The following is a 16407-nucleotide window of genomic DNA, read 5'->3' as shown; positions in this document are numbered from 1 at the left end:
CCACGCCGACCCCCCCCCGCGGCCCGGGGCGGTTGGCGACGCCGTGGAGGCGATGAGGCGCCGTCTACGCCGGAGGGTCCCCGGGCCGTCGTTCGGCGCCGGCCGTGAGCCGTTGGGCCAGGTCTGCGAGCGAGTCGCGCAGTTGGTCGGGGCTGTGGACGGTGAAGGGCCACTCCAGGGAGGCGAGCAGGCGGGCCACGCTGTCCAGCCGTGCGGCCTGTGCGCGCATGAGGACGCCGGTGGGGGTGGCGGTGAGAGTGACGATCGTGCGTGGCAGCCGGCGCGCGACGTCCTCGAGGGGGCCCTCGATCAGTACCTCGACCCGCCACGGTGCGGGGGTCCGGGCCAGGGATGCGGTGAGGTGGGTCACCGGGTCGAAGTCGTCGGGGGCGGTGAACGTTGCCGCACCGGGCGTGGCGGAGGCGATCCGGTCGATGCGAAAGGTACGCAGGCCGTCCCGGAGGTGGTCGTGGCCGACGAGGTACCAGCACCCGGAATGGAAGACCACGCCGTACGGGTCGACCTCGCGTTCCGTGTGTTCCCGGTGCCAGTCGCGGTAACGCAGGCCGACGGTGTGACCGGAGTGGCATGCCTGCGCCAGGGTCAGCAGGACGCCTGTTTCGGGGGCCTGCGCAAGCACGGTGTCGGTGGTGAAGGACAAGGTGTCCCGCATGGCGGCCAGCGGTGCACGCAGCGGATCCGGGAGTACTCGCTCGATCTTGGCAAGGGCGCCGGCGCCGGCCGGGGCGGTGGTGCTCATGCCCAGGCGGTCCCCGGCCAGCAACCCCAGCACGATCACGAGGGCTTCTTCGTTGGTGAGCATCAGCGGCGGCATCCGGTAGCCGCGGGCCAGCCGGTAGCCGCCGAAGCGGCCCCGGCCCGATTCCACCGGGAGGCCCAGCTCGCGCAGGCGTGCCGCGTAGCGCCGCACCGTGCGCACATCGGTCCCCAGACGGTCCGCCAGCTGTGCACCGGTCAGACCCGGCTGCGTCTGGAGGAGTTCCAGCAGGGCCAGTACACGCGTCAGGGGGTATGACATGGATCACTCGGTATTTGAGGGCGGAAACTGTCCTCTAGGGACTCTACTCTCGCCGAAACCCCTTAAATCCAAGGAGAAACCGCATGGCTACCTTCGTACTCGTCCCTGGTGCCTGGCTCGGGGCCTGGGTGTGGGAGGACACCGCGCAGGCGCTGCGGGAGCGCGGCCACCGGGTGCTGCCGATGACGCTGACCGGCCTGGGCGAACGGTCCGCCCTCGCCACCCCGGAGGTGGGCCTGGACACGCACATCGACGACATCACCGCGTTCGTCGCGGAGCAGGACCTGCACGAGGTCACCCTCGTCGCGCACAGCTATGCGTCGGTTCCCGTCACTGCCGCCGCGGTCCGCCTCGGGACGCGCCTGGAACGTGTCGTCTATCTGGACAGCGCTCCCTTTGCCGAGGGCACGGGCCTGCTCGACGTCATGCCGGAAGACGTGGTGAACCGCCTGCACCAGCAGGTTGCCGAGCACGGAGACGGATGGCGGCTGCCCTTGCCGCCCGTCGGCCTGCTCGGCACGTTCAGCTCCCTCGACGGGCTGGACGAGGACCGGCTCGACCTCATGCGCACCCGGGCCACGTCCCAGCCCTTCCGCACCTTCGAACAGCGGCTGACCTGCCCCGGAGAGGTCGGCCCCGACGTCGACCACGTGGTGGTCGCCTGCAACGATGCCCAGGCCCTGCTGGATGCCGGGATACCGGCGCTGGCCTTCCTCCACCAGTCACCGTGGCGGCGCTTCCACCTGCCCACCGGGCATTGGCCCATGCTGTCGACACCCGTCGAACTTGCCCGGACCCTCGACACAGTCGTCGCTTCCGGACACTGACGGGCAAGGCCTGCTCCCCTCGCGTGGCCGGCGTTGCCGGCTCAGCCCGCGTTGCCGCCGACGGCGTTCATATCGAGGTCCCAGTCCAGTTGGCGGGTCAGGGTGTCGTCGCCGGGGCGCTGAGGGGAGGGGGCCCGGCCGGTGCGGGAGGGGGCGGGGCGGGTGCCGCGGGAGATCTCTCCGCTGGCGGTGATGTTGTGCTCCACGCGGGGGCGGCGGTACGCCTCGTAGAGGGTGAGTGCGCTGTCCGGGTCGGGCGTGTCCCGCAGGGACTTGGCGAGGATGACGGCGTCCTCCAACGCCATCGAGGCCCCTTGCCCCGTCGCGGGTGACGCCGCGTGCGCGGCATCACCGATGAGCAGCGTCCGCCCGGAGCGCCAGGGGGTTTTGGGCGGGATCTCGGTGGCGTTGGTGGCCATGATGCCGTCGGTGGAGGCCGCGACGATGCCCGCAGCGGGGGTGGCGTCCTTGCCCAGCAGATCGACGAGTTGCTGCCGCCAGCGGGAGGGCGTGGGGTGTGCGAGTTCATCGGCGGGGAGGGCTGGACCGGTAACGCGCGCGAACCAGTACGTCTCCCCGTCCGGCGAGACCGCGTAGCCGACGGCGGCACCGCTGCCCCGCACCATGGTGATGTGCCCCGTGTCCTCCGCCACCGGGGCGCTGTGCGTGTAGCCGTAAAAGACGCTCTGCCCCGCGTAGACAGGATCCGCGCCGGGCGCGATCGATTGCCGGATGGCCGAGTTCAGGCCGTCGGCGCCGATGAGCAGATCACCGGTCGCGACGCCGCCGTCGGCGAAACGCGCGGTCACCTTGCTCGGCCCGTTCTGCACGGACACCAGCCGCGCCCCGTGCGACAGCTCGATTCCCCGGCGCACGGCCTCGGCCTGCAACGCGGCGTTCAACTCGCCACGGCGCACGCACCGGTACCGCAGGGACGCGTCGTCGGGCTCCCCGAGCGGCACCCGGGCCATCTCGGCACCCTGGTCGTCGAGCACCCGCATCGCGCGCAACGGAAAGCCGAGCGCGGTGACCGCATCCGAGGCGTCGAGCTGCGCCAGTGCGCGCATCCCGTTGCTCGCCAAGGTCAGGAACGCCCCGATGTCCTCGGCCGTGTCGGGATGCGCCTCGTGCACGGCGACGTCGAACCCTGCCTTGTGCAGGGCCAGAGCGGTCGCCGTACCGGCGATCCCGCCGCCGATGACCAGTATGCGTGTCACGTGGTGCTCCATTCTCCGCGCAGGTCCCCCTCGGGCCTCCGGGTAAATGATGTACCCGGTCGGCCCGGCGTTTCAGGAATCTGCGGCCAATGGCTCGTGCACGCTGCGGGGTGTCCTTCGACGGCCCCTCAGACGGAGGCCTTCGGGCGTGCGTCGTCGGGGGCGCCGGTGGGGTGCGGGGCGGCTTCGGCGACGGACAGAGCGCCGGTCAGGCCCCGTTCGTGGGCCCTGACCCCGGAGCGCACCGCCCACAAGTAGAAGACCGGGGCGGTGACCGCGATCAGGACGGTGCCCAGCACGCCGGGGAGGATTCCGCGGCCGCCGAACTCCCGGCCGCCCAGCGCGGAGACCGTGGCCGTCCACACCAGGAAGGTGATCATCCACCAGGCCGGAGCGAACAGCCGCAGCAGGCTCGCGCCGCGTCCGCCCCCGCCGGACGCCTCGCGGCCCTTTCCGAGCTCGCCCCGGCGCCACAGCACCAGCGCCGCGACCGGCACGGCCACCAGCGTCAGCAGGGTGATCTTGCCGGTCTCCGGCCACTTCGACCAGTACAGCGCGCAGGCGGCGAAGGCGAAGGTGACCGGGCACAGCACCCCGGCGGCCGGCAGCCGGAAGGGACGGGGCAGGTCCGGGCGGGTCCGCCGCAGCACCCCCACCGCGATCGGGCCGATCAGATACGAGATGACCATGGCCGCCGACACCACGCCGGCCAGCGCCTGCCAACTGCGGCCGACGGTGAGCAGCAGTACCACGGAGAAGCCGAGATTGAGCCACATCGCGGGGCGGGCGGTGCCGTAGCGGGGGTGCACGGCCGCCAGCTTCCGCGGGAAGAAACCGGTCTCGGCGAGGTTGGTGACCATGTACGCGGCCGAGGCGACATTGGCGATGTTGGACCCGGCCGGCGAGATGAACGCGCCGAACTGCAGCATGGTGACCACCCAGTGCAGCATCAGCAGTTCCGCCAGGTCGGCGAACGGCGAATTGAGGTTCACGCCCTGCCAGCCGCCGGCCCGCTCCAGCAGCTCCGGCGGCACCGCGCCGAGGTAGGAGACCTGCAGCGCCAGATAGATCACCAGGCCCAGTGCGAGCGCGCCGGCCAGGGCGAGCGGGATGGCCCGGCCCGGGTTCTTGGCGGCGCCGCCGAGGTTGACCACGGCCTGGAACCCGTTGAAGGCGAAGACCACACCGCAGGTGGTGACGGCGGTGAGCACGGCCGGCCAGCCGTACGGGGCGAAGCCGCCGTGGGCGGTGAAGTTCGAGGTGTGGAAGCCGGACCCGACGAGGGCGAGCACCGCCAGCACCGGGATGGCGAACTTGACCAGGGTGAGCACGGTGTTGGCGCGGGCCAGCAGCTGCACCGACCAGAAACAGGTCAGCCAGAGCGCGAGGGTCAAAACCAGCGCCACCACCGTGCCGGAGAGGGTCAGCTGGTGGGTGCCCGGATCGACCAGGCCCTTCGCCCAGCCGAAGCTCCAGGACGTCATGTACTGGGTGGCCGCGATCGACTCGATCGGGATCAGTGAGGCGGTGGCGATCCACACCGCCCAGCCGGTGAGGAAGCCCAGGACCGGGCCGTGCGAGAGGTGCCCGTAGCGGGCCATGCCGCCGGGGATCGGGTAGGCGGAGCCGACCTCCGCGTACGACATCGCGATCATGCCGATGAAGACGACGCCGATCACCCACGCGACCAGTGCCGCGGGGCCCGCCACCTGGGCGGCTGCGCCTGCTCCGAAGAGCCATCCGGAGCCGAAGATCGAGCCTATCCCGATCATGATGAGGGCGAAGAGGCTGAGCCCCTTGCGCTCGCCGGCGCTCATGTCCATGGGAGGTGTTGTCCGTCCTGGTGTTGCGCAGGCCCCCCGCACTGCCGGGGGGCCGCTGTCCGCTGCTGGCGACCACCCTATTTCCGGCCCGGTGGCGGGAATGCCGCTGCGCCGCGGGAACACCAGGCGGACCGGCCCCGGCAAGCCACGGGACCAAGGTCAACAGGCCCGGGCCCATGGCCCGTTCACGCCCCGGCCGCTGCTCTTCGGCGGCCCGGGAGGCCCCGGCATGAGACGCGTCACAGCGAGGGCCGGGTCGGGGCCTGTCCGCGAGGAGGGAAGCGCGGGTTTCGAGGGACCCGGCCCGGCAGCTGAACGCCGTCGGCCGGGTGGCACGGGCCACCTGGCCGACGGTCGTCCGCGGTGCCTCAGTTGTTGACCACCTGGGTGGTGGTTCGACTGGACGGTGCGTAGCTCACGTCGCCGTTGTAGTTGCCGGTGGCGAGGTGGGTGCCCTTCGGCAGGGGGCTGAACACCGCGCTGGCCCGGCCGTTGACCAGGGACACGGTCTGGGGGTGCGCCCGGCGATGGCGAGGGTGACGGTCCCGGTGGGAGTGCCCGTCCCGGGAGCCACCGCGGTGACCGTCGCGGTGACTTCACCCACGACGGAGGGGTCGGGCGCGGAGCTGACGGCCGTCTGTGTGGGCGCCTGGTAGCCGAAGCCGCCGGCCACGGTCACGCTGCCGCCCGCGGTGGTGATGACGAGGTCGGCCGGACCCGGCGTCCCCGGGGGCGTCACCACCAGCAGCAGGGTGTCGGAGTACGCACGGAAGGACACCGCGGGCAGACCGCCGACGGTGACGGCGGTGACCTGGCTCAGGCCGGTGCCCGTCACCACCAGGGTGGTACCGCCCGCGATCGGCCCGGTGCCCGGGCTGACGCCGGTCACCGACGGCGCCGCGGCATGGGTGTAGAGCAGCCGGTTGCTCACCCCGCCGGTGGTGGTCACGTAGACCGGGACGGTACCGGGCCCCGCGACCGGGGGAGCGGTCACCAGCAGCTGCCCCTCGGAGACCGCGGTGGGGAAGGCGATCGCGTCACCGAAGTGCACCAGCAGCGCGGTGCTCAGGTTGGCGCCCGTCAGCTCCACCACATTGCCCCCGCCGACCGGACCGGCGGAGGGGATGAGCCGCGAAAGACTGGGCCAGTACAGGTAGAGGAAGTACCCCACGCGGGCGCTGCCGTCGGGTGTGGTGACGGTGACCGGAACCGCCCCGCTGCCCGCGGGGGCACCGCGAGGATGGTCCGGTCGTCGAGGACGGAGAAGCCGGCCGCCGGCCGGGTGCCGAAGTACACCGCGGTGGCGCCGGTGAAGTGGCGCCCGACGATCGTCACCAGGGTGCCGCCGCTGTAGGAGCCGTGGTCGGGGAAGATCCCGGACAGGCTCAGCAGTCCGGGTACGTCGGCCGGCCGGCGAGGTAGGCCTGCTGTAGCTGTCCCGGCGTGCCGATCGGCTCCGGTGTGCCGATCAGTCCCGATGCGCCGGGTGGTCCCGATGCGCCGGCCGTCCGGGCCGGCGCGCCGGCCAGGGCGTGCAGCAGCGTGCCGCTGTCGAGCGCCCTCGGCAGGTCCGCGCGGTCCACCGTGGTACGGAGCACCAGGTCGTCCCCGCCCCCCGTGCCACGAGCGGGACCGGGGCGCTCACAGTGGGCACGATCTTGCGGGTGACCGGGTCGATGACGGCGATGCAGTGCCCGTCCCGGTCGGTGATCAGAAAGGGCCCGTTCGGGCGCGCCGGTGTCAGCATGAGACCGCCCTCGCTCGCGTCATGCCTCCGATGACCGCATCGCCGGCTTCCGCATCGACGGTCTCCGCGGGGCGACGCACCACCAAGGGAGGCGGGACGAAGCGGAGCGGGACCGGGCGTGCTCTTCCGGGCGCGTGGCGCGGGCCGGTGAGGTGCGCGGGGCGAACAGCATGCATGACGGCTCCAGACCAGCTCGCGGGCCGGCCGCAGGGGCGCACACGGCGGCGCTGATACGGCCGTTACCGGCATGCCTCAACGGAGGAGCGCGCTCGGCGCCTCGTCATGGCACACGAGACTCCGACGCGGGCAGGACGCCTTCCACTCCCCCGGAAAGGATGGGCGGCCCACCGGAATCGGACGGACCAAGTAACCCATTCCGGTGACGGCGAAGGCAACGCTCCGAGCGCGAGGTCACCCGAAAGGCCGATCGCGCGGCGTGGTGTGTGCCGTTGCCGTTGCCGGTCGCCGAAGCAGTGGCTCCCCCTCGGCCCCGGATACGGCCGAGCGACCGGCAGCCACGCCAACCACGCAGCACAATCAGCCAACCTCACCCGGTCCGCCCACCGAAAGCCCGTCACCACACCAAGGCCACCGAAGGTGACCTGCTCGCCGTCGCCGTCGCCGGCGTCGACGTGCAGGTGCATCATCGGCGGTTCGAGGAGGCCTTCCAGGTGTCCAGGAGTGTCCGCACGGCCGGTGACACCTGCTCTTGCCCTGCTGCGTCTGCCCACAGATAGGCGTCGTGCTCGTCCGGGGAGAGTCGCACGGGCGCGCCGAGGTCGGTCGAGGCGGCGAAGGTGAACTGGCGGGCCCGCTTTCCGGAGCCGGAGGTGTAGTCGAAGTGGCCGAGGTAGCCGTCGATGGAGACCAGAGGCAGGCCGGTCTCCTCCCTCACTTCGCGACGGAGGGCGTCGAGCAGTCCCTCGCCGGGGTCCACGCCGCCGGAGGGGAGTTCCCACAGGCCTCCCATGAAGTCATCGGCGGCACGGCGCATGAGCAGCACGCGGCCGTTGCCGTCGGGGATGACAGCCCCGACGACGTGCTTGGTGATGGCGTCCCGATCCGCGGCCGCCAAGAGGTCGTTGATCAGCTCAGCACGGGGAGCCGGAGTCACAGCACATCCTTGTGGTTGAGGGCGACCTCGGTGATTGATCGCCGCGACGTATGAGTTCGCGAGGGTGCGGTCCTGCTCGTGGTGCCATACCCGGAGCTCCATCTTGCCGCCGTGCGCCAGGCGGGCACCAGGGGAGTCGTCCGCGGCGGGACTCCACAGCCGGCCTTGCGAGTGCGCAAGACCCGAAAGCCGTGCGGTCGCTGTCTAAGACGCCAGTCACCGGGCACCCGCTCGACTGCGCGAGATGCGCGTCGCGGGCTTCGCCACCCGCGTGAGTCACCACTGAGGAGGCGTAGCAATGAGCACGGTGAAGGAAACGGTGGACGTCGAGGTCCCGGTCCACACCGCCTACAACCAGTGGACGCAATTCGAGGAGTTCCCGAAGTTCATGGAGGGTGTCGAGAAGATCACCCAGCTCGACGACGAGCGCAACCGCTGGACCGTCAAAATCGGCGGCGTGCAGCGGGAGTTCGACACCGAGATCATTGACCAGCTCCCGGACAACCGTATCGCCTGGCGGACCACCACCGGCGAGACACAGCAGAAGGGCCTGGTCAGCTTCCAGCGTCTGGATGAGACCCATACCCGGGTGGAGCTGGTGATGGACATCGAGCCTTCGGGCGTGGCGGAGAAGGCCGCCGACGTGTCGGGAACCATCGAACGGCGGGTCAAGGGCGACCTGCGGCGCTTCAAGGAATACATCGAGCACCGAGGCGTCGAATCCGGAGCCTGGCGCGGCCGGATCCAGCCCGGCTGACCCAGTCGCGGGAGACTCCAGGCCGGCCCCTGCGCGCAGGGGCCGGCCCCTCGTGCCGCGATAGCGCGATGACCGGCCGGCTCACCACACTGACGCGGCATCAACCTTGGGGAACCGGCTCTCCAGGAAGCTGCGATGCTCTGATCACGCCTGACCACGGAAAGATCATCTACCCCGTGATCAGCGACTACGGGACGGCACCTAGACTGCCTGCGTCTTCACAGTTGATCGGAGCACGACATGCGTCGCCTCAGTCTCGTCCCCGTCCTCGTGGCAGTCGCCGGCCTGGCACTTGCCGGGTGTGCACAGGACTTCGGCAAAGGCCCTGAAGGCCGGGTCACCGGCAAGACCAAGGACGGGAAGAAGTTCTACTTGGTCGTCGATCCCAAGAAGGAGGGCAAGGAGAAGAAGTTCCGGGTCAGCAAGTACGACTACCACGACTGCTACCGGGGCTCGAAGTACCCCAAGTGCATCGACGATTAACCCGCACAGGCCTTCCTCCTGCTCGGCGGCCCCCGCTCCAGTAGTGCGGTCCCGGACCCGCGGTCCTCGCGATGGTCTGTTCCGCACAGTGAGGAGTTGTTGCCCGGCTCGCCTCCCTTGCGGAGCGGACAAGGCAATGCCGGCTTGCCGGGCCGGGGCGGCCGTGACCGTTTCCGGTGTCTACGCGGCCCGTGACCAGGGCGGCACCAACATCGCGGAGGGCAAAACTCCGCATGTGGTCGTTTACCGCGTCATCACCGAAAAACCATAAAGCTCAGGACAGGTGCGTCCCCGGTCTGTAAGGATCCACCCACCGGCCTACGAACAGTCGATCGAATGTTTTCCGGGTCAGGAGGGCTATCCGCAAGGGGAATCGATGCGCACCTTACGCACCAAGGTGGTTCTCTCCGTCCTGCTGCCCCTCGCCGCCACCACGGCCATGCCCGGCCCGGCCTCCGCAGCAGAGAACAAGACCACGAAGAACGCCGACGAGGGCCATGGACCTCCTCGCCCGCATCCGGACCGTGCTCCCCGTGGACCTGCCGGCGACAGAGTTCTTCGAGGCCGCCCCTGTCGCCGGGCCGGCGGAGCCGGCCGAGCACTACGCCCCGACCTGCTGTTCTTCGGCGAAGCGGGAACCCAGTGCCGCCGCACTTCTTCGTGTGCGACGAGGACCTGGAGGACGAGCTCATCCGCGCCCTGGGCGTGGCACGGGTGACCGAACTCATCCAGCAGCAGGGCGACCTGCGCCCCCTGCGGATCTTCCTGTCGCAGCCCGCGCAGCGGGGCCGCAGCCCGCATCAGCAACTGCGGCGGTTTCTCGGCACCAAGAAAGGACGCAAGGTCCACTACGGCCGCGTGCTGGTCGACGCACTCCCACACGAACACGTCCCCACGCCGCTGGCGGACCTGCTCGACTTCATCTGACCTCGCCTCGACGGCAGACGGCCGGCTCACAACGAGCGGCCGCCCGGCGGCGCGCCCACGAGCGCCACCCACCTACCACCACGATCAACCGGCCCGCCCCACTCAAGGAATCACAGCCCCGTCATGCCCTCAACGCACTCCACCCCTGTGCCCAGCAACGGCCCGTCATCAGGATGCCCCGTGCCCGTATCGTCGCCTGCCTCGACCGACAGGACCGCAAAAGCCGCACTGGAGATCATCGCCGAGGTACTCGGCGTTCCCGAGCCTGACGGGACCCAAAGCTTCTACGACTTCGAGGCAACCTCCCTGCAGGCCATACGGATCTGCGCCCGACTCAGCAAGGACCTGAACTTACACGCCATCCCCGAGGACCTGTTCGAGGCGGACACCCTCATCGATTTCACCGCCGGGCTCGCCCCGGACCCGGGCAACCCAGCGACACCCGTCGCTCAACGGATACCTTCCGCCCCGTGTTCCCTCCACGCCGCCGTCGCCCACCAGGCGCGTCTGCGTCCCACCGCCCTCGCCCTGATCTGCGGGAACGAACGCGTCGACTACGCCACCCTCGACGCCGCATCGGACACCTACGCCAGGGAGCTGGCCGAGGCCGGAGTGCAGCCCGGCTCCGTCGTACCGGTCCTGCTGCCCCGCTCACCCCGACTCGTCGCGGTGCTGCTGGCCGTCCTCAAGTGCGGCGCCTCCTACGCCGCCTTGGACCGGCGCTGGCCCGCCCAGCGGATCCACGACATCGTCTCCCGTTTGCGTGCCCCCCTGACGGTGGCCGAAGGCGGCATGCCGCAGGCGTGGGCCCCGCCCGCCGAAAGCCTGGAACAGGCAGCGGCCCGGCGCATCGCCCCGCCCGATGTGACCGTCGCCCCGGGCGACCCCGCCGTGGTCTTCTTCACCTCCGGTACCACCGGCGTCCCCAAGGGCGTCCTTTCGCCCCACCGCGCGACCACCCGCCTCTTTCCTTCCCACGGTGGCTCGTTCGCGGACTTCGGCCCCGGGCGAGTGGTCCTGCAAGCGGCTCCGGCCCCCTGGGACGCCTGCAGCCTGGAGCTGTGGGGCCCGCTGACGAGCGGCGGCACCTGCGCCATCGCTCCTTCCGACTACCTTCTCCCGGACGCCCTCACCGGTCTGGTCGCCAGGGCCGGCGTGGACACCGTGTGGCTGACCTCGTCCCTGTTCAACCTCTTCGTGGACGAGGACTCCCCGGACCGCCCCTGCTTCGCCGGGATCCGGCAGGTCCTGACCGGCGGCGAACGGATCTCGCCCGCGCACGCCGGCCGCTTCCTGGCCCGCTACCCGGACACCGTACTGATCAACGGCTACGGACCGGTGGAAAGCTGCGTATTCGCCACCACCCACCAAGTCACCGCCGCCGACTGCACCCGCGACAAGGACATCCCCGTTGGCCTGCCGGTGCCGGGCACGACCGTGCACATCCTCAACGGCGACCACCCAGCCACACCCGGCGAGCCAGGAGAAATCTGCCTGGCCGGCGACGGCCTGGCCCTCGGCTACCTGGGCGACACGGAGGCCACCGCCACGTCCTTCGTCACCCTCCCCCTCGACGGTTCCCCCGTACGCCTCTACCGGACCGGCGACCTGGGCACTCTGGACCCGACGGGACGCTGTCTTTCCACGGCCGGACCGACCGGCAGGTGAAGATCGCCGGCCACCGCGTGGAACCGGACGAGATCGAGACCGCCGCACGCCAAGTCCCCGGCGTCTGCCAGGCAGCCGTCATCCCCGTCCCGGCGCCGACAGGCGGCTACGCACACCTTGCGCTGTTCTACACCTCGAAGGACCGAGACGATCCCTCCCACCCGGCCGTGGTGCGTCGTGCCCTGGCCACCAGGCTCCCCGCCCCTCTGGTACCCCGCACCGTCCGGCGCTGCACGTCCCTGCCCACCACGGACAACGGCAAGCTCGACCGCCGCGCCCTGCCCGCCTGGCTCTGACCGAGGACCGCTCGCCATGCCGCACACCCTCCCCAGCTACCCCATGTCCTGCGAACAGGAGTCGATCTGGCTCAACGACCAGTTCCAGGAGGGGACCTCCCGCTACCTGGAGTCCTGGACGTACCGGCTGCGCGGCGCCCGCGTCGTGCCGGCCGCCGTGCAAGCCGCGCTGGACGGCATCGTCGCGCGGCACGAGGCCCTGCGCAGCCGCCTGCATCTCGTCGACGGAGAGCCGCGCCAGACCGTGCTCCCGCCGGGCCCGGTCGAGCTGGAGATCCGTCGCCTCGCCCCCGGGCAGCTGCCGGCCGCACTGACCGAAGCAGCCGCCCGGCCGGTCGCTCTGAACCGACCGCCGCTGCTGCGGGCGACCCTGCTCCAGCTGGACACCCACAAGAGCAGCGACGCCGTCCTGGTCGTGGCCATCCACCATGCGGTGGTCGACGGCTGGTGCTGGAGTCTGCTGGACACCGAATTCAGCGCCCTTTACCGGGCCGCCCTGGACGGCTCCGACCCCGGCCTGCCCGAGCTGCCCGTGCAGTTCGGTCCGTACGTCCAGGAACGCCCCGACCCCACCCGGGCCTCCCTGGAGCACTGGCGCCGCGCGTTGGCCGGAGCACCGCAGGAGTCCTCGTTCCCCGCAGACCGGCCGCGGCCTGCCGTGCTGGGCACCGGCGGCGACCGCGTGGAGTTCACCCTGGAGCCCGGCCTGGTCACAGGTGTGCGAGCACTGGCCCGCCGGGCCCGGGCCACCCCCTTCGCCGTGCTGGCCACCGCCCTGGGCGCGCTGCTGGCCCGGTCGTCGGGCCGGCAGGACGTAGTCATCGGTACCCCCGTCTCCCGGCGGGACGACGAACGCCTTGAGCCGATGCTGGCCTGCCTCACCGATGTCATGCCGCTGCGCCAGCACCTCGACCCCACCGCATCCTTCGCCGAGCTCACTGCCCGGACCAAGGCCGCGGTGTGGGCCGCCGTCCGGCACCGCGACGTTCCCTACACCCGCTTGGTCCGCGACCTGAAGGTGGAGCGGTCCACCGGCCGCTTCCCGCTCTTCCAGGTGGTGTTCGGTCTCGACGACGCGCCCGCCCCGGCCCTGGCCCTGCCCGGCGTCACGGCTGAGCGGCTATACGTGCACCGGGGCACGGCAAAGTACGACGTCTTCCTCCACATGGTTCCCGAGGCGGGCGGCCTCCACGGCTACTGGGAGTTCTCCACCGACCTCTTCGACCGCATCACCGCCGAGCGGCTCACCGCACGCCTGACAGCGCTGCTGACCGCCGCCGTGTCCCACCCCGACCGGTCACTGGCCGAGCTGGACATCCTTCCTCCCGAGGAGCACGCCCTCCTCCAACAGTGGACGCACGGTCCGGAGCCGACCGGCGACCGCCCGCTCGCCCACGAGATCGTCGCCGCTCAGGCACGCCGCACCCCCCACGCCCCCGCGGTCGTCCACCGGGACCGGATGCTCACCTACGCCCAACTGGAAACGGCTGCCGCCAACGTCGCCGCCCATCTCGTGACCCGGGGCGCGGCGCGACAACCCGTCGGGATCTGTCTGCGCCGCTCGCCGGAACTGGCCGTCGCCGTACTGGGCGTGCTCAAGGCGGGCGGCTCCTACCTGCCGCTCGACCCCGACTACCCGGCCGACCGCCTCGCCTTCATGGCCGCCGACAGTGGGATCAAGACCGTACTGACCCAGCGCGACCTGGTGGGCCTGGTGGACGCCGAGCCCGTCGTGGTGGACGACCTTCCGCCCGCCCCCGCCGTACCGCTGCCCGCGGCGAGCCCGGACGACCTCGGCTACCTGATCTACACCTCCGGATCGACCGGCCGGCCCAAGGGCGTGGCCATGCCGCACCGCGCTCTGGCCAACCTGCTGGCCTGGCAGCGCGCCCGGTCCGCCGCAGGCACCGGCACCCGCACCCTGCAGTTCGCCCCGCTCAGCTTCGACGTGGCCTTCCAGGAACTGTTCAGCACCTGGACGACCGGCGGAGCCCTGGTCATGGTCGACGACGAAATCCGCCGCGACCCCGCCCGCCTCCTCGACCTCCTCGCGGCCCAGGGGGTGGAGCGGCTCTTCCTGCCGTTCGTCGCCCTGCAGCAACTCGCCGAGTACGCCTGCGCCACCGGCCGGACCCTGCCGCAGCTGCGCGAGGTGGCCACCGCGGGCGAGCAGCTCTTCGCCACCCCGGCCTTGCGGGAGTTCTTCCGGTCGCGCGCGCCCAGCGCAGTGCTGGACAACCACTACGGCCCCTCCGAGACCCACGTCGTCGTCGCCGAGCGTCTCGCGAAGAACCCAGCCTCCTGGCCGGACCTGCCCTCCATCGGCCGCCCGATCGCAGGCGCGCAGATACTCGTCCTCGACGAAGCGCTGCGCCCGGTCCCACCCGGTACGACGGGCGAACTGTGCGTCGCAGGACCCGTACTGGCCGACGGCTACCTCGGCCGCCCCGACCTGACCGCCGAGAAATTCGTCCTGCGCGGCGGCTCGCGGCTCTACCGCACCGGCGACCTCGTTCGGCACCTCCCCGACGGCCGGCTCCAGTACCTGGGGCGGGGGGACGACCAGGTCAAGATCCGCGGTCATCGGGTGGAGACCGGCGAAATCGAGGCCGTCCTGCGGGCGTTGCCCGCGGTGACCGATGCCGCCGTGGTGGCGCAGGAGTCCCCCTTCGGGCGCCGCCTGGTCGCCCACTACCTCACGACCGCGGACGACGCAGCCGCTCCACACCCCACCGCAGTGCGAAAGGCGCTGGCCGAACGCCTCCCCGAGTACATGGTCCCGGCCGCCGTGCTGAAGCTGGAGAGCTTTCCCCTGACCCCCAGCGGCAAGCTGGACCGGGCCGCCCTGCCCCGCCCGGAGCAACTGGACACCCAGTCCTCCACACCCTTTGCCGCGCCCGCCACCCCTGCCGAGCGTCGGATCGCCCGGATCTGGAGCGAACTGCTGGACATCACCCGCATCGGCGTCCGGGACGACTTCTTCGCCCTGGGCGGCCACTCCCTGCTGGCCACCCGGCTCGTCCTCAGGATCCGCGAGGAACTGGGCGTGCGGATCCCGCCCGGCGCGGTCTCCGCGTCCGCGACGGTTGCCTCCCTGGCCGCCCTGGTCGACGGGGACGACGTCACAGAGGCCTTCGACCTGCCCGCCGAGGTCGACCTGCCCGCCGACATCGTCCCGGCGCCGAAGACGGCCCCGGCGGCGCAAGCCCCGGCACATGTCCTGCTCACCGGAGCCACCGGCTTCCTCGGCGCCTTCACCCTGCGCGCCCTGTTGAACCGCACCGACGCCACCGTGCACTGCCTGGTCCGCGGCACCGACCCGGAGCACGCCGCGAAGCGGCTGCGCAGCGCCCTGGAGACCTACGGGCTGTGGGACGAGCGCTGCGCTCATCGGGTCACCGTGGTTCACGGTGATCTTGCCCGGCCGTCGCTGGGCCTGTCCGAGGACGCCTTCGACCACCTCGCCCGCACCGTGGACGCGGTGCACCACGTGGGGGCGGCGGTCAACCTCGTCTCCTCGTACGGACAGCTCAAGGCAGCAACCGTCGACGGCACCACCGAGATCCTCCGGCTGGCCGCGCGCCACCGCACCGTCCCGGTCCACCACGTCTCCACCGTGGGCGTGTACGCCGGCAGGTCCCCGCACCCGATCGGCCCGGAGCACCCGACAGGGCCACCCGAAGCGCTGGAGCACGGGTACACCCAAAGCAAATGGGTCGCCGAAGGGCTCGTCGAACAAGCCCGCCGGCGAGGACTGCCCGTCACGATGTACCGGCCGACCCGCATCGCCGGCCACAGCCGCACCGGCGCCTGCCAGACAAGTGACTACCTGTGGCTGATGCTCAAGGGCTGCATCCAGGCCCGGACCGCACCCGCCCAGGTCGACACCGCCTTCGACCTGGCACCGGTGGACTACGTCGCTGATGCCATGGTGGCTCTGTCCCTGCTCCCAGGCACCACCGGCCGGACCTTCCACCTCGCCGCAGGCCGCCCGCTGCGCCTGGAGACGACGCTGGACTGGCTGCGAACCATGGGGTACCACCTGCCCGAGGTCTCCCCGCAAGCGTGGCTGGACCGGATCGGCGCGAACCCCGGCAACGCGGCGTTCCCGCTCCTGGGCACGCTGGCCGCGGAACTGACCGGCGGCGGATCGGAGGGCAGCCTGGCCTTCGACCCCACCGCCACCGACGCCGCGCTGGCCCCAACGGGCATAGTGCGCCCCGAGATCGACCGGGAGCTGTTCGGCCGTTGCGTCGCCTACTTCACCGCAACAGGATGGCTCCCGGAACCCGGCGCAGCGCCGCCCCCGCCCGCCTCCGCTCCAGCCGGCCCGTTGGTGGACCTTCCGCGGGAGCCCGGCACCCACCCGGCAGGAGAGGCCTGATGACAGCTGCCACCGGCCGCGATGCCGACGATGTCCGCATCTCCCTCGCGAACTCGTTGAGGCCGGTGACGCCCAAGGCATCGAGGACAGGAGCAGACCGACACGGAACGGCCGGAGGTACATCA

Annotated in this window: 13 protein-coding genes and 1 pseudogene; 7 read left to right on the top strand and 7 right to left on the bottom strand. The window is 71.3% G+C overall.

The window, feature by feature from the left end; all coding sequences use genetic code 11:
• Positions 1-64: 64 nt before the first annotated feature.
• Entirely contained in the window at positions 65-1039 is a 975-nt protein-coding gene (locus CFW40_RS00430) for a YafY family protein (RefSeq protein WP_088795836.1), read from the bottom strand.
• An 83-nt stretch (positions 1040-1122) separates the two neighbouring features.
• On the opposite strand from CFW40_RS00430, the gene CFW40_RS00425 reads away from it, so the two are divergent.
• Entirely contained in the window at positions 1123-1866 is a 744-nt protein-coding gene (locus tag CFW40_RS00425) for an alpha/beta fold hydrolase (RefSeq protein WP_088795835.1), read from the top strand.
• 41 nt (positions 1867-1907) lie between these two features.
• Here the strand turns inward: CFW40_RS00425 and CFW40_RS00420 are convergent, their stop codons facing one another.
• The 6 genes from CFW40_RS00420 to CFW40_RS00400 all read right to left on the bottom strand — a co-directional run bounded on the left by CFW40_RS00420 (position 1908) and on the right by CFW40_RS00400 (position 7767).
• Positions 1908-3083 carry an FAD-dependent oxidoreductase gene (locus CFW40_RS00420; protein WP_088795834.1) on the bottom strand — a complete coding sequence of 392 codons (1176 nt, stop codon included), beginning with the start codon at positions 3081-3083 and terminating at the stop codon, positions 1908-1910.
• Positions 3084-3211: 128 nt separating this feature from the next.
• Positions 3212-4906 (bottom strand): APC family permease, encoded by a 1695-nt coding sequence (locus CFW40_RS00415; RefSeq protein ID WP_088795833.1) that lies wholly within the window; start codon positions 4904-4906, stop codon positions 3212-3214.
• 415 nt (positions 4907-5321) lie between these two features.
• Positions 5322-6077, bottom strand: a complete 756-nt coding sequence (locus CFW40_RS00410; RefSeq protein WP_088795832.1) for an IPT/TIG domain-containing protein — start codon at positions 6075-6077, stop codon at positions 5322-5324.
• Positions 5987-6280: an IPT/TIG domain-containing protein gene (locus CFW40_RS38825; protein ID WP_373433767.1), complete on the bottom strand. Its 294-nt coding sequence runs from the start codon at positions 6278-6280 to the stop codon at positions 5987-5989. Before CFW40_RS38825 ends, CFW40_RS00410 begins: the two co-directional genes overlap by 91 nt.
• A gap of 11 nt (positions 6281-6291) precedes the next feature.
• Positions 6292-6504 carry a hypothetical protein gene (locus CFW40_RS37690; protein WP_093494104.1) on the bottom strand — a complete coding sequence of 71 codons (213 nt, stop codon included), beginning with the start codon at positions 6502-6504 and terminating at the stop codon, positions 6292-6294.
• A 792-nt stretch (positions 6505-7296) separates the two neighbouring features.
• Positions 7297-7767 carry an NUDIX hydrolase gene (locus CFW40_RS00400; RefSeq protein WP_256331684.1) on the bottom strand — a complete coding sequence of 157 codons (471 nt, stop codon included), beginning with the start codon at positions 7765-7767 and terminating at the stop codon, positions 7297-7299.
• A gap of 298 nt (positions 7768-8065) precedes the next feature.
• Here CFW40_RS00400 and CFW40_RS00395 point away from each other — a divergent pair, with 298 nt between their 5' ends.
• The 6 genes and pseudogenes from CFW40_RS00395 to CFW40_RS00370 all read left to right on the top strand — a co-directional run bounded on the left by CFW40_RS00395 (position 8066) and on the right by CFW40_RS00370 (position 16282).
• The gene (locus tag CFW40_RS00395; RefSeq protein WP_088795829.1) at positions 8066-8524 is read left to right on the top strand and encodes an SRPBCC family protein; all 459 of its coding nucleotides are present in this window, start codon (positions 8066-8068) and stop codon (positions 8522-8524) included.
• Positions 8525-8764: 240 nt separating this feature from the next.
• Positions 8765-9007: a hypothetical protein gene (locus CFW40_RS00390; protein ID WP_088795828.1), complete on the top strand. Its 243-nt coding sequence runs from the start codon at positions 8765-8767 to the stop codon at positions 9005-9007.
• Between the two features lie 645 nt (positions 9008-9652).
• Positions 9653-9934, top strand: a pseudogene (locus tag CFW40_RS00385) (hypothetical protein); the annotation flags it as partial.
• A 180-nt stretch (positions 9935-10114) separates the two neighbouring features.
• Positions 10115-11602, top strand: coding sequence for an AMP-binding protein (locus tag CFW40_RS00380; RefSeq protein WP_176956626.1), 1488 nt, complete (start codon positions 10115-10117; stop codon positions 11600-11602).
• On the top strand, positions 11599-11898 hold the full coding sequence (locus CFW40_RS00375) for a hypothetical protein (protein ID WP_176956627.1): 300 nt from the start codon (positions 11599-11601) through the stop codon (positions 11896-11898). The genes CFW40_RS00380 and CFW40_RS00375 overlap by 4 nt, the downstream gene beginning before the upstream one ends.
• A 16-nt stretch (positions 11899-11914) precedes the next feature.
• Positions 11915-16282 (top strand): non-ribosomal peptide synthetase, encoded by a 4368-nt coding sequence (locus CFW40_RS00370; RefSeq protein ID WP_088795826.1) that lies wholly within the window; start codon positions 11915-11917, stop codon positions 16280-16282.
• Positions 16283-16407 lie beyond the last annotated feature (125 nt).

The sequence above is a fragment of the Streptomyces sp. 2114.4 genome (genome assembly GCF_900187385.1).
In the GTDB taxonomy this organism is placed as follows: Bacteria; Actinomycetota; Actinomycetes; order Streptomycetales; family Streptomycetaceae; genus Streptomyces; species Streptomyces mooreae.
This window is presented reverse-complemented; position numbering and strand designations above follow the sequence as displayed.